The sequence below is a fragment of the Entomohabitans teleogrylli genome (genome assembly GCF_001484765.1).
In the GTDB taxonomy this organism is placed as follows: Bacteria; Pseudomonadota; Gammaproteobacteria; order Enterobacterales; family Enterobacteriaceae; genus Entomohabitans; species Entomohabitans teleogrylli.
The window spans coordinates 30,169-43,551 of the sequence record NZ_KQ947376.1; the positions used below are offsets into that span (position 1 = coordinate 30,169).

Genomic DNA, 13,383 nt, shown 5'->3' on the forward strand with positions numbered 1-13,383 from the left:
ACGTCGCTGAAAAGCGAATCCAACATCATGTTTTAAACAGGTTTTGCGTGTGGAGTACCGTCACCATTACCTGCTATCTACAGGATGGTACCCTTGTGGCCGTAGCCGGTAACTACTCGCAAGCTCAGGGTATCAAAAATGGATGAGTAACATACTGGTAAGGTGTATGCAATGCTGCACCAGCTATATGCTCATCTCCGTTTCAATTAAACCACTGAATGATGCTGCTTTATCAAGACGGTCTGTGAATTCAGACAATTGAATGATATCAAGTGTCGGCCTGTGGGATATTGCGTCGGGGATAATCGGCCCCGGCCTGTGTTTATCACTGCGAGATATGAGCATGCCACGTACCGGAGGCGCGTGTGATTTGCATTAGTGCATATCATGCGGTCTCAGGGTAGAGCTGGCTCTCTGTGATGCTGATTGGGAGGTGAAATATAATGCCGATAGATCGCAATCGCTATGTGAAATTTGTTCTCGTACCCGATCTGTCTAATACCCGCCAGAGTGTTATTCCCCAGCCGGATATCCCGATTAAATCTGGTTTCTTTCTGCTGACGGAAAGCGGCTATCCACTGCTTACTGAAGCGGATGTCGGGTTGGTACCGGAGAGAGACCATGACGGATAACGACTTGTTTGTACTACTTCGCACCTGCTTATTATCAGAGTTTGAGCTAACCGGGGCGTCAGTTCCTGATGTTCAAAAAATCAGCCTACAAACATCGTCTGATACACCTGCGGTACCCACTCTCTATTTACATAAAACGGCCGATGTTCGTACCGGCTTCCCTGGGGTACACGAGGAAATGGACAAGGTTGATCAAGTCATGCGTGAAACCCTGACTCAGGTAATGATCGCCACGTTGCAGATTACGGCCAGAGTTCCGGGTGTAGATAGCAATCCGGGAGCCATAACCGCTCAGGATTTGCTTAAGCAGACGGCGTCGACGATGCAGTCGCGTCGTTTTCAGGCGTCACTAATTGCCTCTGGAGTTAATTTTCTTCGCGTAGGCACGATAAAAAGCGCTGATGTGGCTGATGAATACGCAGGGCGCGAGGTTCTGCCTTTTTTCGAATTCTCACTTAATTATACAGATATATCTGTCATTGAAATTCCGTTCGTGGCCAGCACAGGACTGCGAATAGAACGTATCTGAGGAATTATAATTTATGTCTATTGCAATTGATCACTACGTGAAAATCACGTCGGGTGTTGGCAGTGTTGCGCACGTACGTCAGCGCGACCTTATTCTGCGCCTGTTTACCCCGAATAAGCTAACCTCTCCTGACAGTGTGCTGGAGTTCACCAGCGCTGATGGCGTGGGAGCCTATTTCGGCTATGATTCAGAGGAATATCGGCGTGCTGTTTATTATTTTGGTTATATTTCGCCATCTATTACAACCCCTGCAAAGCTGGGATTTTGCCGCGATCAGGATGAAACCTCCCCACCGATGGTATTGGGGCAGTCCACAACCTGGAGCGTCTCTGAACTGAAAACGATCAGCGGTACGCTGGAGGGAACGATTGGGGGACAAACATTTACGACTGCCAGCGTCGACCTGTCCTCTGTCTCCTCGTTGGCGGATGTCGCTTCGCTGGCGACATCCGCACTACGCGCACTGAGCGATGAAGCGTTAAAAACGTCCACTGTGGATTATGATCCATTGCTGGCGCGTTTCCGGTTTACCGGCGGTGCGGATGCTGATGTCGTGGTTAAGTTTACCGGCGGCGCGGTGGCACAAGCGCTGGCGCTGATTGGGGGGGAATCCATCGCTGGTGTGGTCACACCGTTGACTGAAGCGGAAAGCGTCGCCATTGCCGACGATATCTCAAATAACTATGGCTCGTTCCTGTTTATGCGTTCTCTGATGCTGGAGCAAGTCGTTGATCTTGCGCGGGCCAACGCAGCTAAAAATGTTCAGTTCATGTATCTGGCCGGATGTACTTTGTCGCAGGCTGAAGAATACAACGCCGCTCTTTTGCCTATTGGTAGTGTCGGGGTAACGCTGGTGGATGTTCTTAACACCGAGTTTGATGAGCAAATCCCGGGTATTCTGATGGCCGCTACGGATTACACCCGCACAAATGGCGCAATTAACTACATGTATAAGCAGGTAGCGAATGTTACGCCGAAAATTACGACGACTTCCGATGCTCAAAAATATGATGCGCTGCGTATCAATTATTACGGGCGTACCCAGAATGCCGGAAACATCATCGACTTTTACCAGCGCGGATCGTTGATGGGCGGAGGAGCATACCCTACTGCGATGAACGTTCATGCTAATGAACAATGGTTAAAAGACACCTGTGCCTCCGTACTGTTGAGTCTGCAACTGGCTCTTGAGCGCATTCCGGCTAATGAAACGGGGATCAACCTGGTGCTTAGCGCGCTTCAGGATGAGCCGATGTCCCTGGCGTTGAATAACGGAGTCATCAGCCGAGGAAAAACCCTGACAATGCTTCAGAAGAATTACATCACTCAAATTACCGGTGATGACACGGCGTGGACTACGATTCAGACCGCAGGTTACTGGCTTAATGCGGTAGTGGATAGTTACATCACCGACAGCGGTGAAACTGAATATCAGATCGTTTATACACTGATTTATGGTAAGGACGATGCGATCCGCAAAATCACCGGCACCCACGTACTGATCTAAGGAATAAATAAATGACTAATGATATTTCAGGTTTTGGCCTGCGCGTAACGCTGCGGGCATCCGTTATGTTTCCGGCGGGTATTACTCTTACTCAATTTGCTGATGATGCTGATCCGCTGGATAGTGCTTCTTTGAAACTGGGTGATGCGGCCATCGGATTGAATGGCGATATGGTTAGCTGGCGCACGCTAAATGCCATCCCGGTGACGCTGAATATCCTGCCTAATAGCGATGATGATAAGAATTTACGCATCCTTGCGGAGGCGAACCGTGTGGCGAAGGGTAAAAAGTCAACCAATGACAGTATTACCATGACGATTTATTACCCATCAGGTGAAACGCGCATGCTGACTGGAGGTACGATTGTCGATGCCATGATTGGTAACGGTGTAACCAGTAGCGGCAGGCTTAAAACCAAAAGCTATGCCTTTAAATTTGAAAATCAGGTAATTGTCTAATGCTTGAACCATTTAATAAAGAGTTTACCTGCGCTGACGGTACGAAAAAAACGTTCATTCTCTCAAAATTCCCGGCGATTGCCGGACGAGAGATTGTCACGCAGTATCCGATTACTGGCGCGCCGAAGATAGGTGAGTACAAAACCAATGAGGCGCTAATGCTTAAGTTGATGGCCTATGTTGCCGTCGATACCCCCAACGGCCCCACAGAGCTTGTGACACAGGAACTAGTGAATAACCATGTTCCGGATTTTGAAACCTTACTCAAAATTGAATGGGCGATGATGGAGTACAACTGCTCTTTTTTCAGGAACGGGAGCGCCTTGCGCTCCCTCGATTCTCTCAAAGCGCGGTTCCTTGGCTCGATTACAAAAACGTTGATGGAGTTATTGGGGCAATTATCGGGGAAGGTCTCGCCACCCTCCGGGAACTGAAAGAACGCTACACCCTGGAGGACGCGCTGGATATGTACGAGATAATCGCAATTCGGCGCGCTAACGAGGCTTTAGCCGTTCAACACGCTGAGAGGAATAGCAGAAGATGAGTGTACTTTCGACGTTTTATTACACCGTTGATGTGGATGCTGAACCTTTGCTCCTCGCTTTTACGGAGGCCGATAAAACGGCCTCCGGGTTAACAAAAAGCGTCATCAACCTTAAAGATGAATCCGATAAACTGGGAAAGACATTTCTGAGTCTGGCGGATAACGCGGCAAATTTTCTTAATATACAACTCGATCTGGCCGGTTTAGCGGAGCTGACAGTACAGACAGCGGAAGCGACCAGTGTGCTGGGCCAGCAAGCCGAAATGGTGGGTATTAATGTTTCCGTACTGGATGCCTGGCGTAAAGCCGTGACGGCGAGCGGCGGTGATGCAGATGCCTTCACCAATACTCTGGGTAAGTTAGCGCAACAATTTCTCGATCCCGAAGCGGCGTTGCTGCGTATGAGCCAAACGCTGGGAGGGATGGGGAAACTGGAAGCCCTGAATACCGGAAAAATGCTCGGTCTGGATGAATCTACAATAGAATTATTGCGTCAGGGTAGTACAAGTGTTGTAGCTCTGGTCCAGAAACAAAAAGAGCAGGGCGTTGTAACGCAGGAACAGGTAGAGCTGGCAGATCGTTTTAACCGGAAATGGCGCGATTTCACCGCTGAAATTGAAAATGTCAGATCCGGAATTGGTACTGCATTACTCCCCGTTTTTGAAGTTCTGCTTGATATCTGGAGCGAAACATCTGACTGGGTAAAAGAAAATAAAGAAGCGCTTAGTGATTTTTTTCTCTCTCTGGCAACTGTCGTCACTGCGTATTACTTACCGGCGATGGCCAGCGCAGGCCTTGCCTCACTGGCGGCTGTGTGGCCAATGTTACTCCTTGCTGCGGCGTTTGCTGCAGTAGCGCTTGTGATATCTGATGTCATTGGTTATTTCAGGGGAATGGATTCTGTGACCGGCGACCTGGTCAAACAATTCCCCTTGCTGGGCAGCGTGCTAAATATCATTAAAGATATTGTGCTTGAATGCTGGAATGCACTGGTTTTTCTGTTGACTGATCCGGGGCGATTCCTGGAAGTGCTGAAGGCGCAATTTATCGGGTTTGGCGCAACGCTGCTATATCTGTTTGCTAATCCTCTGGAAATGCTGAGGCTGTTAAAAAATAGCCTGATGGAGTTTATTGATCTGATCTACGGTGAAGGTACCAGCGAATCGATTATGAATTCTATTGGTGCCAGTGTGGATTATTTATACGAGTTGTTAGGGAAATTAAAGAAGATTCTCCTTGAGGCTCTTGATCTGGTATTCGGTGAGGATACTGGTGCAACAGTTATGGATTTTATCAGCGCCAGTGTTGAGAATTTAACCGGTCTCTGGGAAATACTGAAAAAGCTTATCAGCGATGTACTGGCGCAGGCGCTGAACGGGTTTAATGATATCAAAGACACATGGAGTAGTGTCAAGGCCTGGTTTGGCTTTGGAGATACGCAAGAGTCGTCGAATATTGGAGCGAGTAGTAACACTTCCTATCTTGGTTACGATATTCCAAAGTCTCTCACTTACGGCGGTAATGAGTATTGGCGACAGATATCGTTAAATCCAATAAATGCGCAGACCAGTAATGCCGTTAATAATGCCAGCCATATGGATAATAAAGAGTATAATTTTAACTTTGGAAAGGTTGAAATAAATACTCAGGCCAGCGATCCTCAGAGTATTGTAGACGATTTTGAGAACGCCGTGCTTAAATCCACAACGGATCATTTTGCTAACGGGTTTTCAGGGTGATTTATGGATGAACAAACAGAAGTATATGGTATCTACGGCGATGAGTTTTCCCTGAAATTTGAAAACATGGTTTATCTGAAAGCAACGATAACCCGAAATGCTATGCTGATGGAGCATCCGCTTGAGGATGGCAGTACTATCAGCGATCATCGTATATTCAAACCGGTGGAAATTGTACTGTCGGTATTATTACCAGCAAACTATTATCAATCACTATATCGGGAGATTAATCAGGCCTGGCTGAATAGCGAGCTGGTTACGATTCATACCCAGGTAGGTTCTTTTAAGTCAATGGCGTTTGCGGCAATGCCTCACGATGAAACACCGACTCAGGCTGATGTTATTCAGATGGCGCTGACTTTTAAAGAAGTTCGGCTGGTAACAACACAGTATCAGGCTTTACCTGCTCATAAAGTGAAGCGCCAACGGGACCAGTGTACGGTTAACCGGGGTGAACAAACCGGGGATAAGAAGCCAGAAAAAACAGCGGATAAAATTATAGAATCCGGAGGGCGGTGATGGAAACAACCATTGAGTCTGTTATTTCAATAAAGCTGGAAGCGTTACCCAATCAGTCCTTCACTATTCGCCTCGCCGATAACCGTTATCAAATACGGATCATCTGTATCAGCGATAACCTGATGGCTGCGACGATTGTCCGAGACAATGTCACATTGATTCAGAATATGCGGATAGTAGCGGGAATTCCCTTGCTTCCATCACACCATGCACGGGGATTCGGGAATTTCATATTTATTACACCCGATGAAACTTATCCGTATTATACCGAATTTAATAACGGTCATGAATTTTATTTTATACCGGAGGCATAAAATGTCTGATTTTGACCCCCGTCTGCTGTGCTGTGAAATTGAAATTGACGGTAAAATGCATGTTTATGAGGAGGTCTATATTCAGGCGTCAGGTCAGAAAACAGCGAATACACTGCAGAATGAATGCACTATTAAAATTGGCAACCTGTCAAAGCCAGTTCGTCATTATTTGATAACGGAGACTTCCCCTTATAATCTGCCGCGAAAACGAAAGCGCATCGTTCTCTACGCCGGGCGTCAGAGCTATGGCTCCTTTAAGTTATTTGAAGGAGATATTCTGAGCTGTACGCCCTCGCAGCCTCCTGACGTTATGTTGACGATAAAAGCAAAAACCGGTGCGTACTTTATGAGTGAGTCAACGACCAACAGTTATGCCGGCCCGACATCCCTCAATACGATAGCCCGGGATACAGCCTCCGGGATGGGGTTAACCCTGAATTTTCAGGCCAGGGATAAGCTGGTCAGTAATTACAACTACTCGGGCGCGAAACTTCAGCAAGTGAATAAACTGGCAGAAGCCGGGAGTTATAATGCTTATGTTGATGATGACCGGTTAATCATAAAAAATGCCGATGCGCCGCTGGAGAATCTCGCAATCACCCTGAATAAAAACACCGGCATGATTGGTATGCCGGAAATCACCGAGCAGGGGATTAAAGTGAAATACTTGCTGGATCCGGAGAGTCGCCCTGGAGCCAGACTCACGGTAGAAAGCGAGCTGAATCCGGTCACCAGTGGGTCATTTGTTATTTATAAAATTAATTTTGAAGTCTGCAACCGGGAAACCTCATGGTACACGATTGCAGAATGCCGGAGGCTGGGATTATGGCAAGCACAAATTTAACTGACGCGGACCCCGCACAATCCGCAACGCTTGCCGGGGTTATCGAATACGCGTTCAAAAAAATGATTCAGAGCATTGACGGGCAGCTCCCTGCTGAAATCATTAGCTATGACCGTAAAACGAACCGCGCCACGGTTCGTCCTCTGATTACACGTATCACGACTGCCGGGGAGCGTGTCGAGCGCGCGTCGATCGCCAGCGTCCCGGTTCTGGCACTGGGCGGGGGAGATTTTGGGATCACGTTCCCGCTTAAGACCGGAGACCGCGGCTGGATAGAATCCAGCGATCGGGATATTTCGCTTTTTCTACAGGCCGATGAAGTGGCCAGACCCAATACGCTACGGCTGCATGATTTCGCCGATGGGCGTTTCATCCCCGATTTGATGGCGGACTATGATTTGCCGGATGGCCACGATGATGCGTTGGTTATCCAGCATAAAGCTGGTGAGTCAGTACTGCTGCTGGGTGAAAAATCGCTGGAACTGAGGATGGGGGAAACCTCTGTTGTTGTGACAGAAGAGCGTATCACGCTAAATGCTGGTAACGGGACGTTGAGTCTGTCTGCCGATGGTTTTACCCACAATGGTAAAAATATTGGCAGTACACACACCCACCCGGGCGTAGAGCGCGGCGGCAGTTCCACAGATCAACCGGAGTAACACAATGACTGAAACACTTAGCCTGGCATTGTCCGGGCGTAATTTATATCTGGATGTTGCCGGAAACCTGGCAACAAAAACCGGCCTTTCCGCCTGCCTGCAAAATTGTGAAACCGCGATGCTGGCACAAAGGAATGAGATGATTTATGCGATGGACCGTGGGCTGCCAAACCGGGAAACCCTCTGGGATTACTATCGACCAGCACAATTCCAGGCGGCAGCCATTTCCACAATTGAGAATGTGTCAGGTGTACTTCGCGTTGAATCATTCTCTGTCGATCGCAGTGAGAACGAATTCAGCTATACCGCCGTTATCGTTACGGAATGGGGAACAGGAGCAATCAGTAATGGCAGAACTGTATAACTATGTCGACAGTACCGGCGCGATTGTGCCGGACACTGCCGATATTAAAAGTGACATTGAGCGGGAGTTTAAATCCGCGCTGGGCGAGAATATGTCCACCGCGGACGATACTCCCCAGGGGCGACTGATCGCTGGCGAAACATCCGCCCGTCGCGCTGTGGCAGAAAATAATGCGCTGTTAGCCAACCAGGTTAACCCAGATCTGGCTACTGGCATTTTTCTGGAGTCAATTTGTGCCTGGCTGGGTATTGAGCGTAAAGCAGAAAGCGTCTCTACAATCGCCAGCGTAACACTGGGCGGCATTCCACTGGTGGAAATCCCAACAGGTTCCAGGGCCCGCAGTGTTGATGGTGACTTGTATATGACGACACGTACCATCGTACTGGATAGCGCAGGGCGCGGTAAGGTGGATTTTGTTGCACTTGAAACCGGCGCTTTAGTCTGTCCGGTTGGGGGGCTGACAACGATAGTCGATTCAGTCCTGGGATGGGAAACCATTCATAACGATAATGCTGCTATACCCGGTGATGCGCCACAGAGCGATGAAGCGTTACGCCTGCAGCGAGAGTTACGGCTAGCCGGGCAGGGGACTTCCACCGTTGAGGCGCAGATTAGTAATTTGTATGCTGTCGCGGGGGTAAAATCATTGACGTTCCTGGAAAATATAAGCCACGAATACCAGACCATAGAAGGCGTTGTTATGAAGCCACACAGCGTCTGGGCTTGCGTGCACGGAGGCACTGATGATGACATCGCCATGAGTTTGCTCAACAATAAAACCGCTGGTGCCGGGTGGAATGGTAAAGTCTCTGTCTCGGTAACGGAACCTAACGCAAGTATTCCGTATACGGTATTGTTTGATCGCCCAACGGAAGTTCCAATTCGTGTCGAGGTATCTGCCCGACAGGGGCAAAGTACCGTTTCTCTTAAAGAGGCGATCGTTGCGGCGCTCATGCGGTACGCCAGTGGTGAAATCGAGGGTGAACATGGTTTTGTGACAGGAATGAATGTCAGTCCGTTTGAATTGTCCGGTGCTATTAACATTATTTATCCCGGAATCTTTATTCGTAATATTCTGATTGCTCGCGATGATCAACTATTGACGGCCAGTGAGCTCGAAATTCTCAAGAATGAAATTCCGGTTTTAGAAGTGCAGAATATCAGCGTGGTTACCGGGTAATCGCCTGATTTGCTGCTGTTGATGGGAATAAAATACAATGCAGAAACTATTCTGAATTACCACAAATAAGACAGCACTATTCGCTCAGGTTAAACCCGAAAAAATTTTCAGGCTTAACAACTGATCGGCTAAATAATCATGAAATGAAAACCTTCAGTAGTGGCTTTTTTCATAGGTAAATTATGGCAGAGACTATCCCGGAAATTAACAACAGCGTTAACCTGCTACGAAATATTATCTGGCAGACCGATGGCAGCAACATACAGACTCTGATAGAGAAAAAACAGGACTGGTATAATCAGGCCCACGAGCATTTCTGGAATAACTGGTTCCGTGATGTGTTTGATATCAGAACCGCGAACGATTTCGGATTAAATATCTGGGCCAGAATTCTGGGGATATCGTTCACTATTCAGGATTGTCCAAATTTATCCCTGACAACAAAACAAAAGCGGTTGGTGTGTCGTCTACGGTATTACCAGTTGATCACCCGTAGCACCATTCCTGAGATTAACGGTATTCTGAAAGACTTGTTCGGAGAGGAAAACGGCGCTTACGCCCTCGACCCTAATGACATGTCATACATCATGTACGTTTTTGAAGAACAACCCAGCGATGACCTGTCTGTCATCCTGGCTAAATATGACCTGCTGCCACGCCCGGCGACAGTGGGTATTAAATTTCGGGTACTGGAATATGAACCGTTCGGTTTTGGTCCGTACAATATGAATTTTAATAATGCGCCGTTCTGGTGGGGAGATGGGCTTCATTATGACTTTAAATGTCTGGAGTAAATAATATGAGTGGTGGAATTAAAATATCTGAATTAGGTTCAGCAAAAGTATTAACAGGCAGTGAAAAGTTCGCTGCAGTTCAGGGAGGCGAAACCGTAGCAGCCACGGTAAACCAGATTAAAGCACTGATTCCTGCTGGTGCTGACGGCACCAACGGGAAAGATGGTGTAGACGGCAAAGACGGGATGCTGCCACCTGTTGAGATCACTGTCAGCGGTGGCAATCGTACACTTCTGGAATTTTCGAATCTGGCGTATTCGCGATTCTCCACCCCCTCAGACATTAAGGTGCCTACCTCGACAACCTACAACCTGACAGGGGGATCGTTAACGGGTACCACAACGACCGCATATATCACGATTTACCCTGGGGAAACCGGTGAATATGTTTATGTATCTGGAATAATGCCGGATGTGCTGAACCGGGATCGATACACGGAATGGGTATTCTGGCGACCATATGATACCAGCGCACCAGCAGTAACCGTGAGCCAGATTCAGGCGCCCTATATACCAGCTAAGACGTGGAAGCGGGGGACAGGCGGTGGAAACCTTTCGTTTGGTTACCCTGACATCAAATCCGCCGCGCGTGCGTGCGGGCACATGGGTAGCAGTGTTTACTGGAAAACGCAGGTGACACTGTCATATCCAACCGCCGGTGACACGAATGTGTCCTTCCGGGCCTGGTTGAGAGAACTGCCCTGCCTGGAGGACGGAACAATAGTTCCACACGTTATGAGAACAGACTATGTGTCAGCAGATGGCAACGTTCCGCCATCTGTTGCAATCTGGCTGATTTGTGCAACTCCACCCACGCACCTGATCAAACCTGAAACGGGAGAAATAACTCAGTTAACTCGCGGAAAGGACACAATTACAACGGGTCTGCCAGAATACCCGATCGCGCCTGCTGAGGTGAATGACGGAGCACCGACTGAGCCATGGTATGCACAGGAATATTTTTACACCTCCTAATTCCCTCCGATTATTAAGGTAAAAAAATGGAACAGAAATTTTTTCGAATCCCCTGGGCAGCCAGCGGGGACCGCACCAGCATTTCCGAGACTGTACCGGCCGACGGGTCAGTGAGTTATCCCAGCGGCTGGGGGCCGGACTACCAGCGCAACCCTAAAACCGACGCCAACGCCAAAAACCCTGAACGTGCTGTGATGAATGGTGTACTGAACGCTATCACCGGCGCTATCAGGCAGTACCAGACGAACGGATACCCGGAGTGGGTTACGGCAGCAGACAATAACGGCAGCGCGTTCGGCTATGACGCTGGTGTAGTGGTGAATTATAACGGTGCCCTTTATCTGTCGCTGATGGCTGGTAACACAGCCACACCCGGCACTGATACAACGAAATGGCAGCCATACATTCAGCGCGAAGCAACGGAGCAAGAAGCACTGGACGGCACCGGATCCTCCCAGGCGATGACGCCGCGGCGGGTGAGGTCACTGGCCGATAAACTGGATCAGGAGCTGTTTACTGCTATTGAACCGTACACAGTGCCGGTAGGTGGCGGGATGCTGTGGTTTACGAACACTCCGCCTGACGGCTGGCTGGAGGCCAACGGACAGACATTCAGTACAACAGAGAACCCAAAACTGACCGCTGTTTATCCGTCCGGGCGATTACCTGACCTACGCGACCGCTATCCAAAGGCCGCAAGTGATAAATCACTGATCGGGACTAATGGCGCAGGAACATCGCTGGAGCACTATCATCTGACGTCGAAATTTTCTGGAGCCAGCGGATCTGAGGGCGACGACATCTATCTCCCGTTGCGGGGCGATGACTGGAGCAGTGAATCCTACCAAGGCCAGGGGGTTTTTGGCGATCAGAATCGCGTTAAAAGCGAACAGGTGCCAAACCAGCAATCAGGAAATACAACTGGATCATCGAACTGGCGCAACATTGACGGGACCGCTGGGGCGCCGGTGGCGGAACCTGATCACACATTTTGCATGATTATCATCAAAACCGACCAGGCCAAAGCTGATACAGGAGAGGCCGGACCGACCGCTATTATTATCACTCCAGCTACAGACAGTATCGAAGCAGGAAAGGCGCGCCAGTTTTCAGCGATTATCGTGCCGTCCAACGTTGGAGGAAATTATCCGATCTCATGGTCCGTAGCTGATGCGGCGCTCGGGTCAATCAACCCAGACGGACTCTACACAGCTAATTCTGCCAGCGGAATGCAGACAATCATTGCGTCAATTTCTACAGGGCTGACAGCCGTGGCCACACTTAGACAGGATATCTGGTTAACCAGCATCACAATTGGCACTATTCCGTCGAGTCTGGTTGTCGGGAATACGTATAACGTCCCGATCACCTATTCGCCAACTGGATATACTGAGACCGTTCTGGCGTCATCGTCAAATAGCAGTGTCGCCTCGTTATCGGGTGCCGGAGTGCTTGATGTTTACGGCGCCGGTACTGCCACGCTGACACTGACGGGGGCCAGTTCCGGCGCTACCAGGTCTGTAACTGTGGCGGCCACGGAAGTGATAGCACCTGAAGTCTATCTGTCTATCAGCAAAAATTTAATTGAGATCTCGGCCAATGGGGCAAGCGCTCAGGCAGCAGCTCGTCTGAGCCTGGGGCTGGGTAATCTTTCGACTAAAAGCTCTCTTACCGCTGCTGATGTCGGCGCTGTGCCGCATGCCATTTCCACGATAGCAGCAGGCACCGATCTGGATTCTATGACAACTGCGGGCGAGTATTATCAGAGCGTGACGAGCTACGCCACGACCGCGCTACACTATCCGGAGGCTGTGGCTGGTGCGCTAAAAGTAGTTTCAACAGGAGTCAATACTGGCACTTGTCGGCAATTCTACTGGCCGTATAACTCAGATAAGGAATACCGACGATCTGGCTATGGTTCGCCGCTGGTGTTCACGGCATGGGCTGAGCATTGATAGAAGGCCCGCGCTAAGAAGTGGCCTTTCAGAATGTTGAGCCTGTACATAAATTTGTGCAATTGCCTGATTTCGATATGTTCAATACAACATCAAAAGCGGGTTGCTTTATGGATGAAAAACAATTGCAGGCTCAGGCTGACAAACTGGCCAAAAATCATAAAACTCCTGAAGATTTCAACCAATTCGATCGCCTGTTTTCCGTGGGGAACGCCCCATGAAGTACCGCGGGCTAAGGGATTTTTGTACGTTGATGTGATGTCGCGCATGAGCCTGGAAAACGTAGCGCGCGAACTGGCGGATACGGAAAAAATCAGCAGGTATTAAAATCCAGAACTAATTATAATATGGCGATTCAGCCGCAGGGTGTT

Annotated in this window: 15 protein-coding genes; all 15 read left to right on the forward strand. The window is 49.0% G+C overall.

All coding sequences use genetic code 11. The annotated features are described in order from the left end of the window. Positions 1–443 precede the first annotated feature (443 nt). The 15 genes from AQ981_RS00140 (at position 444) to AQ981_RS00210 (ending at position 13,012) form a co-directional block, all read left to right on the forward strand. Positions 444–632, forward strand: coding sequence for a hypothetical protein (locus AQ981_RS00140; RefSeq protein WP_058909732.1), 189 nt, complete (start codon positions 444–446; stop codon positions 630–632). Further along, on the forward strand, positions 622–1,161 hold the full coding sequence (locus AQ981_RS00145; RefSeq protein WP_058909733.1) for a phage gateway protein: 540 nt from the start codon (positions 622–624) through the stop codon (positions 1,159–1,161). Before AQ981_RS00140 ends, AQ981_RS00145 begins: the two co-directional genes overlap by 11 nt. Before the next feature lie 13 nt (positions 1,162–1,174). Next, positions 1,175–2,668 carry a DUF3383 family protein gene (locus tag AQ981_RS00150; RefSeq protein WP_058909734.1) on the forward strand — a complete coding sequence of 498 codons (1,494 nt, stop codon included), beginning with the start codon at positions 1,175–1,177 and terminating at the stop codon, positions 2,666–2,668. Between the two features lie 11 nt (positions 2,669–2,679). Further along, a complete protein-coding gene (locus AQ981_RS00155) occupies positions 2,680–3,126 on the forward strand; it encodes a phage tail fiber protein (protein ID WP_058909735.1) in 447 nt (148 codons plus the stop codon). Next, positions 3,126–3,560: a hypothetical protein gene (locus tag AQ981_RS00160; RefSeq protein WP_058909736.1), complete on the forward strand. Its 435-nt coding sequence runs from the start codon at positions 3,126–3,128 to the stop codon at positions 3,558–3,560. The genes AQ981_RS00155 and AQ981_RS00160 overlap by 1 nt, the downstream gene beginning before the upstream one ends. 106 nt (positions 3,561–3,666) lie before the next feature. Next, complete coding sequence (locus AQ981_RS00165) at positions 3,667–5,409, forward strand: phage tail tape measure protein (RefSeq protein ID WP_058909737.1); 1,743 nt, start codon at positions 3,667–3,669, stop codon at positions 5,407–5,409. 3 nt (positions 5,410–5,412) lie between these two features. Beyond that, a complete protein-coding gene (locus tag AQ981_RS00170) occupies positions 5,413–5,928 on the forward strand; it encodes a phage baseplate protein (protein WP_058909738.1) in 516 nt (171 codons plus the stop codon). After that, positions 5,928–6,242 (forward strand): phage baseplate plug family protein, encoded by a 315-nt coding sequence (locus AQ981_RS00175; protein ID WP_058909739.1) that lies wholly within the window; start codon positions 5,928–5,930, stop codon positions 6,240–6,242. The genes AQ981_RS00170 and AQ981_RS00175 overlap by 1 nt, the downstream gene beginning before the upstream one ends. Position 6,243: 1 nt before the next feature. Then, a complete protein-coding gene (locus AQ981_RS00180) occupies positions 6,244–7,086 on the forward strand; it encodes a baseplate hub protein (protein WP_058909740.1) in 843 nt (280 codons plus the stop codon). Then, on the forward strand, positions 7,068–7,745 hold the full coding sequence (locus AQ981_RS00185) for a Gp138 family membrane-puncturing spike protein (RefSeq protein ID WP_058909741.1): 678 nt from the start codon (positions 7,068–7,070) through the stop codon (positions 7,743–7,745). Before AQ981_RS00180 ends, AQ981_RS00185 begins: the two co-directional genes overlap by 19 nt. Positions 7,746–7,749: 4 nt before the next feature. Further along, positions 7,750–8,109: a hypothetical protein gene (locus tag AQ981_RS00190; RefSeq protein ID WP_058909742.1), complete on the forward strand. Its 360-nt coding sequence runs from the start codon at positions 7,750–7,752 to the stop codon at positions 8,107–8,109. Beyond that, entirely contained in the window at positions 8,093–9,289 is a 1,197-nt protein-coding gene (locus AQ981_RS00195; protein WP_058909743.1) for a baseplate J/gp47 family protein, read from the forward strand. The genes AQ981_RS00190 and AQ981_RS00195 overlap by 17 nt, the downstream gene beginning before the upstream one ends. 182 nt (positions 9,290–9,471) lie before the next feature. Then, a complete protein-coding gene (locus AQ981_RS00200; protein ID WP_058909744.1) occupies positions 9,472–10,083 on the forward strand; it encodes a baseplate wedge 1 family protein in 612 nt (203 codons plus the stop codon). A 5-nt stretch (positions 10,084–10,088) separates the two neighbouring features. Then, positions 10,089–11,057, forward strand: a complete 969-nt coding sequence (locus tag AQ981_RS00205; RefSeq protein ID WP_058909745.1) for a hypothetical protein — start codon at positions 10,089–10,091, stop codon at positions 11,055–11,057. A 26-nt stretch (positions 11,058–11,083) separates the two neighbouring features. Beyond that, positions 11,084–13,012: a tail fiber protein gene (locus AQ981_RS00210; RefSeq protein WP_058909746.1), complete on the forward strand. Its 1,929-nt coding sequence runs from the start codon at positions 11,084–11,086 to the stop codon at positions 13,010–13,012. The last annotated feature ends 371 nt before the right edge of the window (positions 13,013–13,383 follow it).

What these genes read in the sequence shown, in the direction of transcription:
- AQ981_RS00150 (WP_058909734.1), top strand. Translation starts at nt 1,175, where the DNA reads ATGTCTATTGCAATTGATCACTACGTGAAAATCACGTCGGGTGTTGGC.
- AQ981_RS00195 (WP_058909743.1), top strand. Translation starts at nt 8,093, where the DNA reads ATGGCAGAACTGTATAACTATGTCGACAGTACCGGCGCGATTGTGCCG.
- AQ981_RS00155 (WP_058909735.1), top strand. Translation starts at nt 2,680, where the DNA reads ATGACTAATGATATTTCAGGTTTTGGCCTGCGCGTAACGCTGCGGGCA.
- AQ981_RS00180 (WP_058909740.1), top strand. Translation starts at nt 6,244, where the DNA reads ATGTCTGATTTTGACCCCCGTCTGCTGTGCTGTGAAATTGAAATTGAC.
- AQ981_RS00205 (WP_058909745.1), top strand. Translation starts at nt 10,089, where the DNA reads ATGAGTGGTGGAATTAAAATATCTGAATTAGGTTCAGCAAAAGTATTA.
- AQ981_RS00160 (WP_058909736.1), top strand. Translation starts at nt 3,126, where the DNA reads ATGCTTGAACCATTTAATAAAGAGTTTACCTGCGCTGACGGTACGAAA.
- AQ981_RS00170 (WP_058909738.1), top strand. Translation starts at nt 5,413, where the DNA reads ATGGATGAACAAACAGAAGTATATGGTATCTACGGCGATGAGTTTTCC.
- AQ981_RS00145 (WP_058909733.1), top strand. Translation starts at nt 622, where the DNA reads ATGACGGATAACGACTTGTTTGTACTACTTCGCACCTGCTTATTATCA.
- AQ981_RS00175 (WP_058909739.1), top strand. Translation starts at nt 5,928, where the DNA reads ATGGAAACAACCATTGAGTCTGTTATTTCAATAAAGCTGGAAGCGTTA.
- AQ981_RS00210 (WP_058909746.1), top strand. Translation starts at nt 11,084, where the DNA reads ATGGAACAGAAATTTTTTCGAATCCCCTGGGCAGCCAGCGGGGACCGC.
- AQ981_RS00165 (WP_058909737.1), top strand. Translation starts at nt 3,667, where the DNA reads ATGAGTGTACTTTCGACGTTTTATTACACCGTTGATGTGGATGCTGAA.
- AQ981_RS00200 (WP_058909744.1), top strand. Translation starts at nt 9,472, where the DNA reads ATGGCAGAGACTATCCCGGAAATTAACAACAGCGTTAACCTGCTACGA.
- AQ981_RS00185 (WP_058909741.1), top strand. Translation starts at nt 7,068, where the DNA reads ATGGCAAGCACAAATTTAACTGACGCGGACCCCGCACAATCCGCAACG.
- AQ981_RS00140 (WP_058909732.1), top strand. Translation starts at nt 444, where the DNA reads ATGCCGATAGATCGCAATCGCTATGTGAAATTTGTTCTCGTACCCGAT.
- AQ981_RS00190 (WP_058909742.1), top strand. Translation starts at nt 7,750, where the DNA reads ATGACTGAAACACTTAGCCTGGCATTGTCCGGGCGTAATTTATATCTG.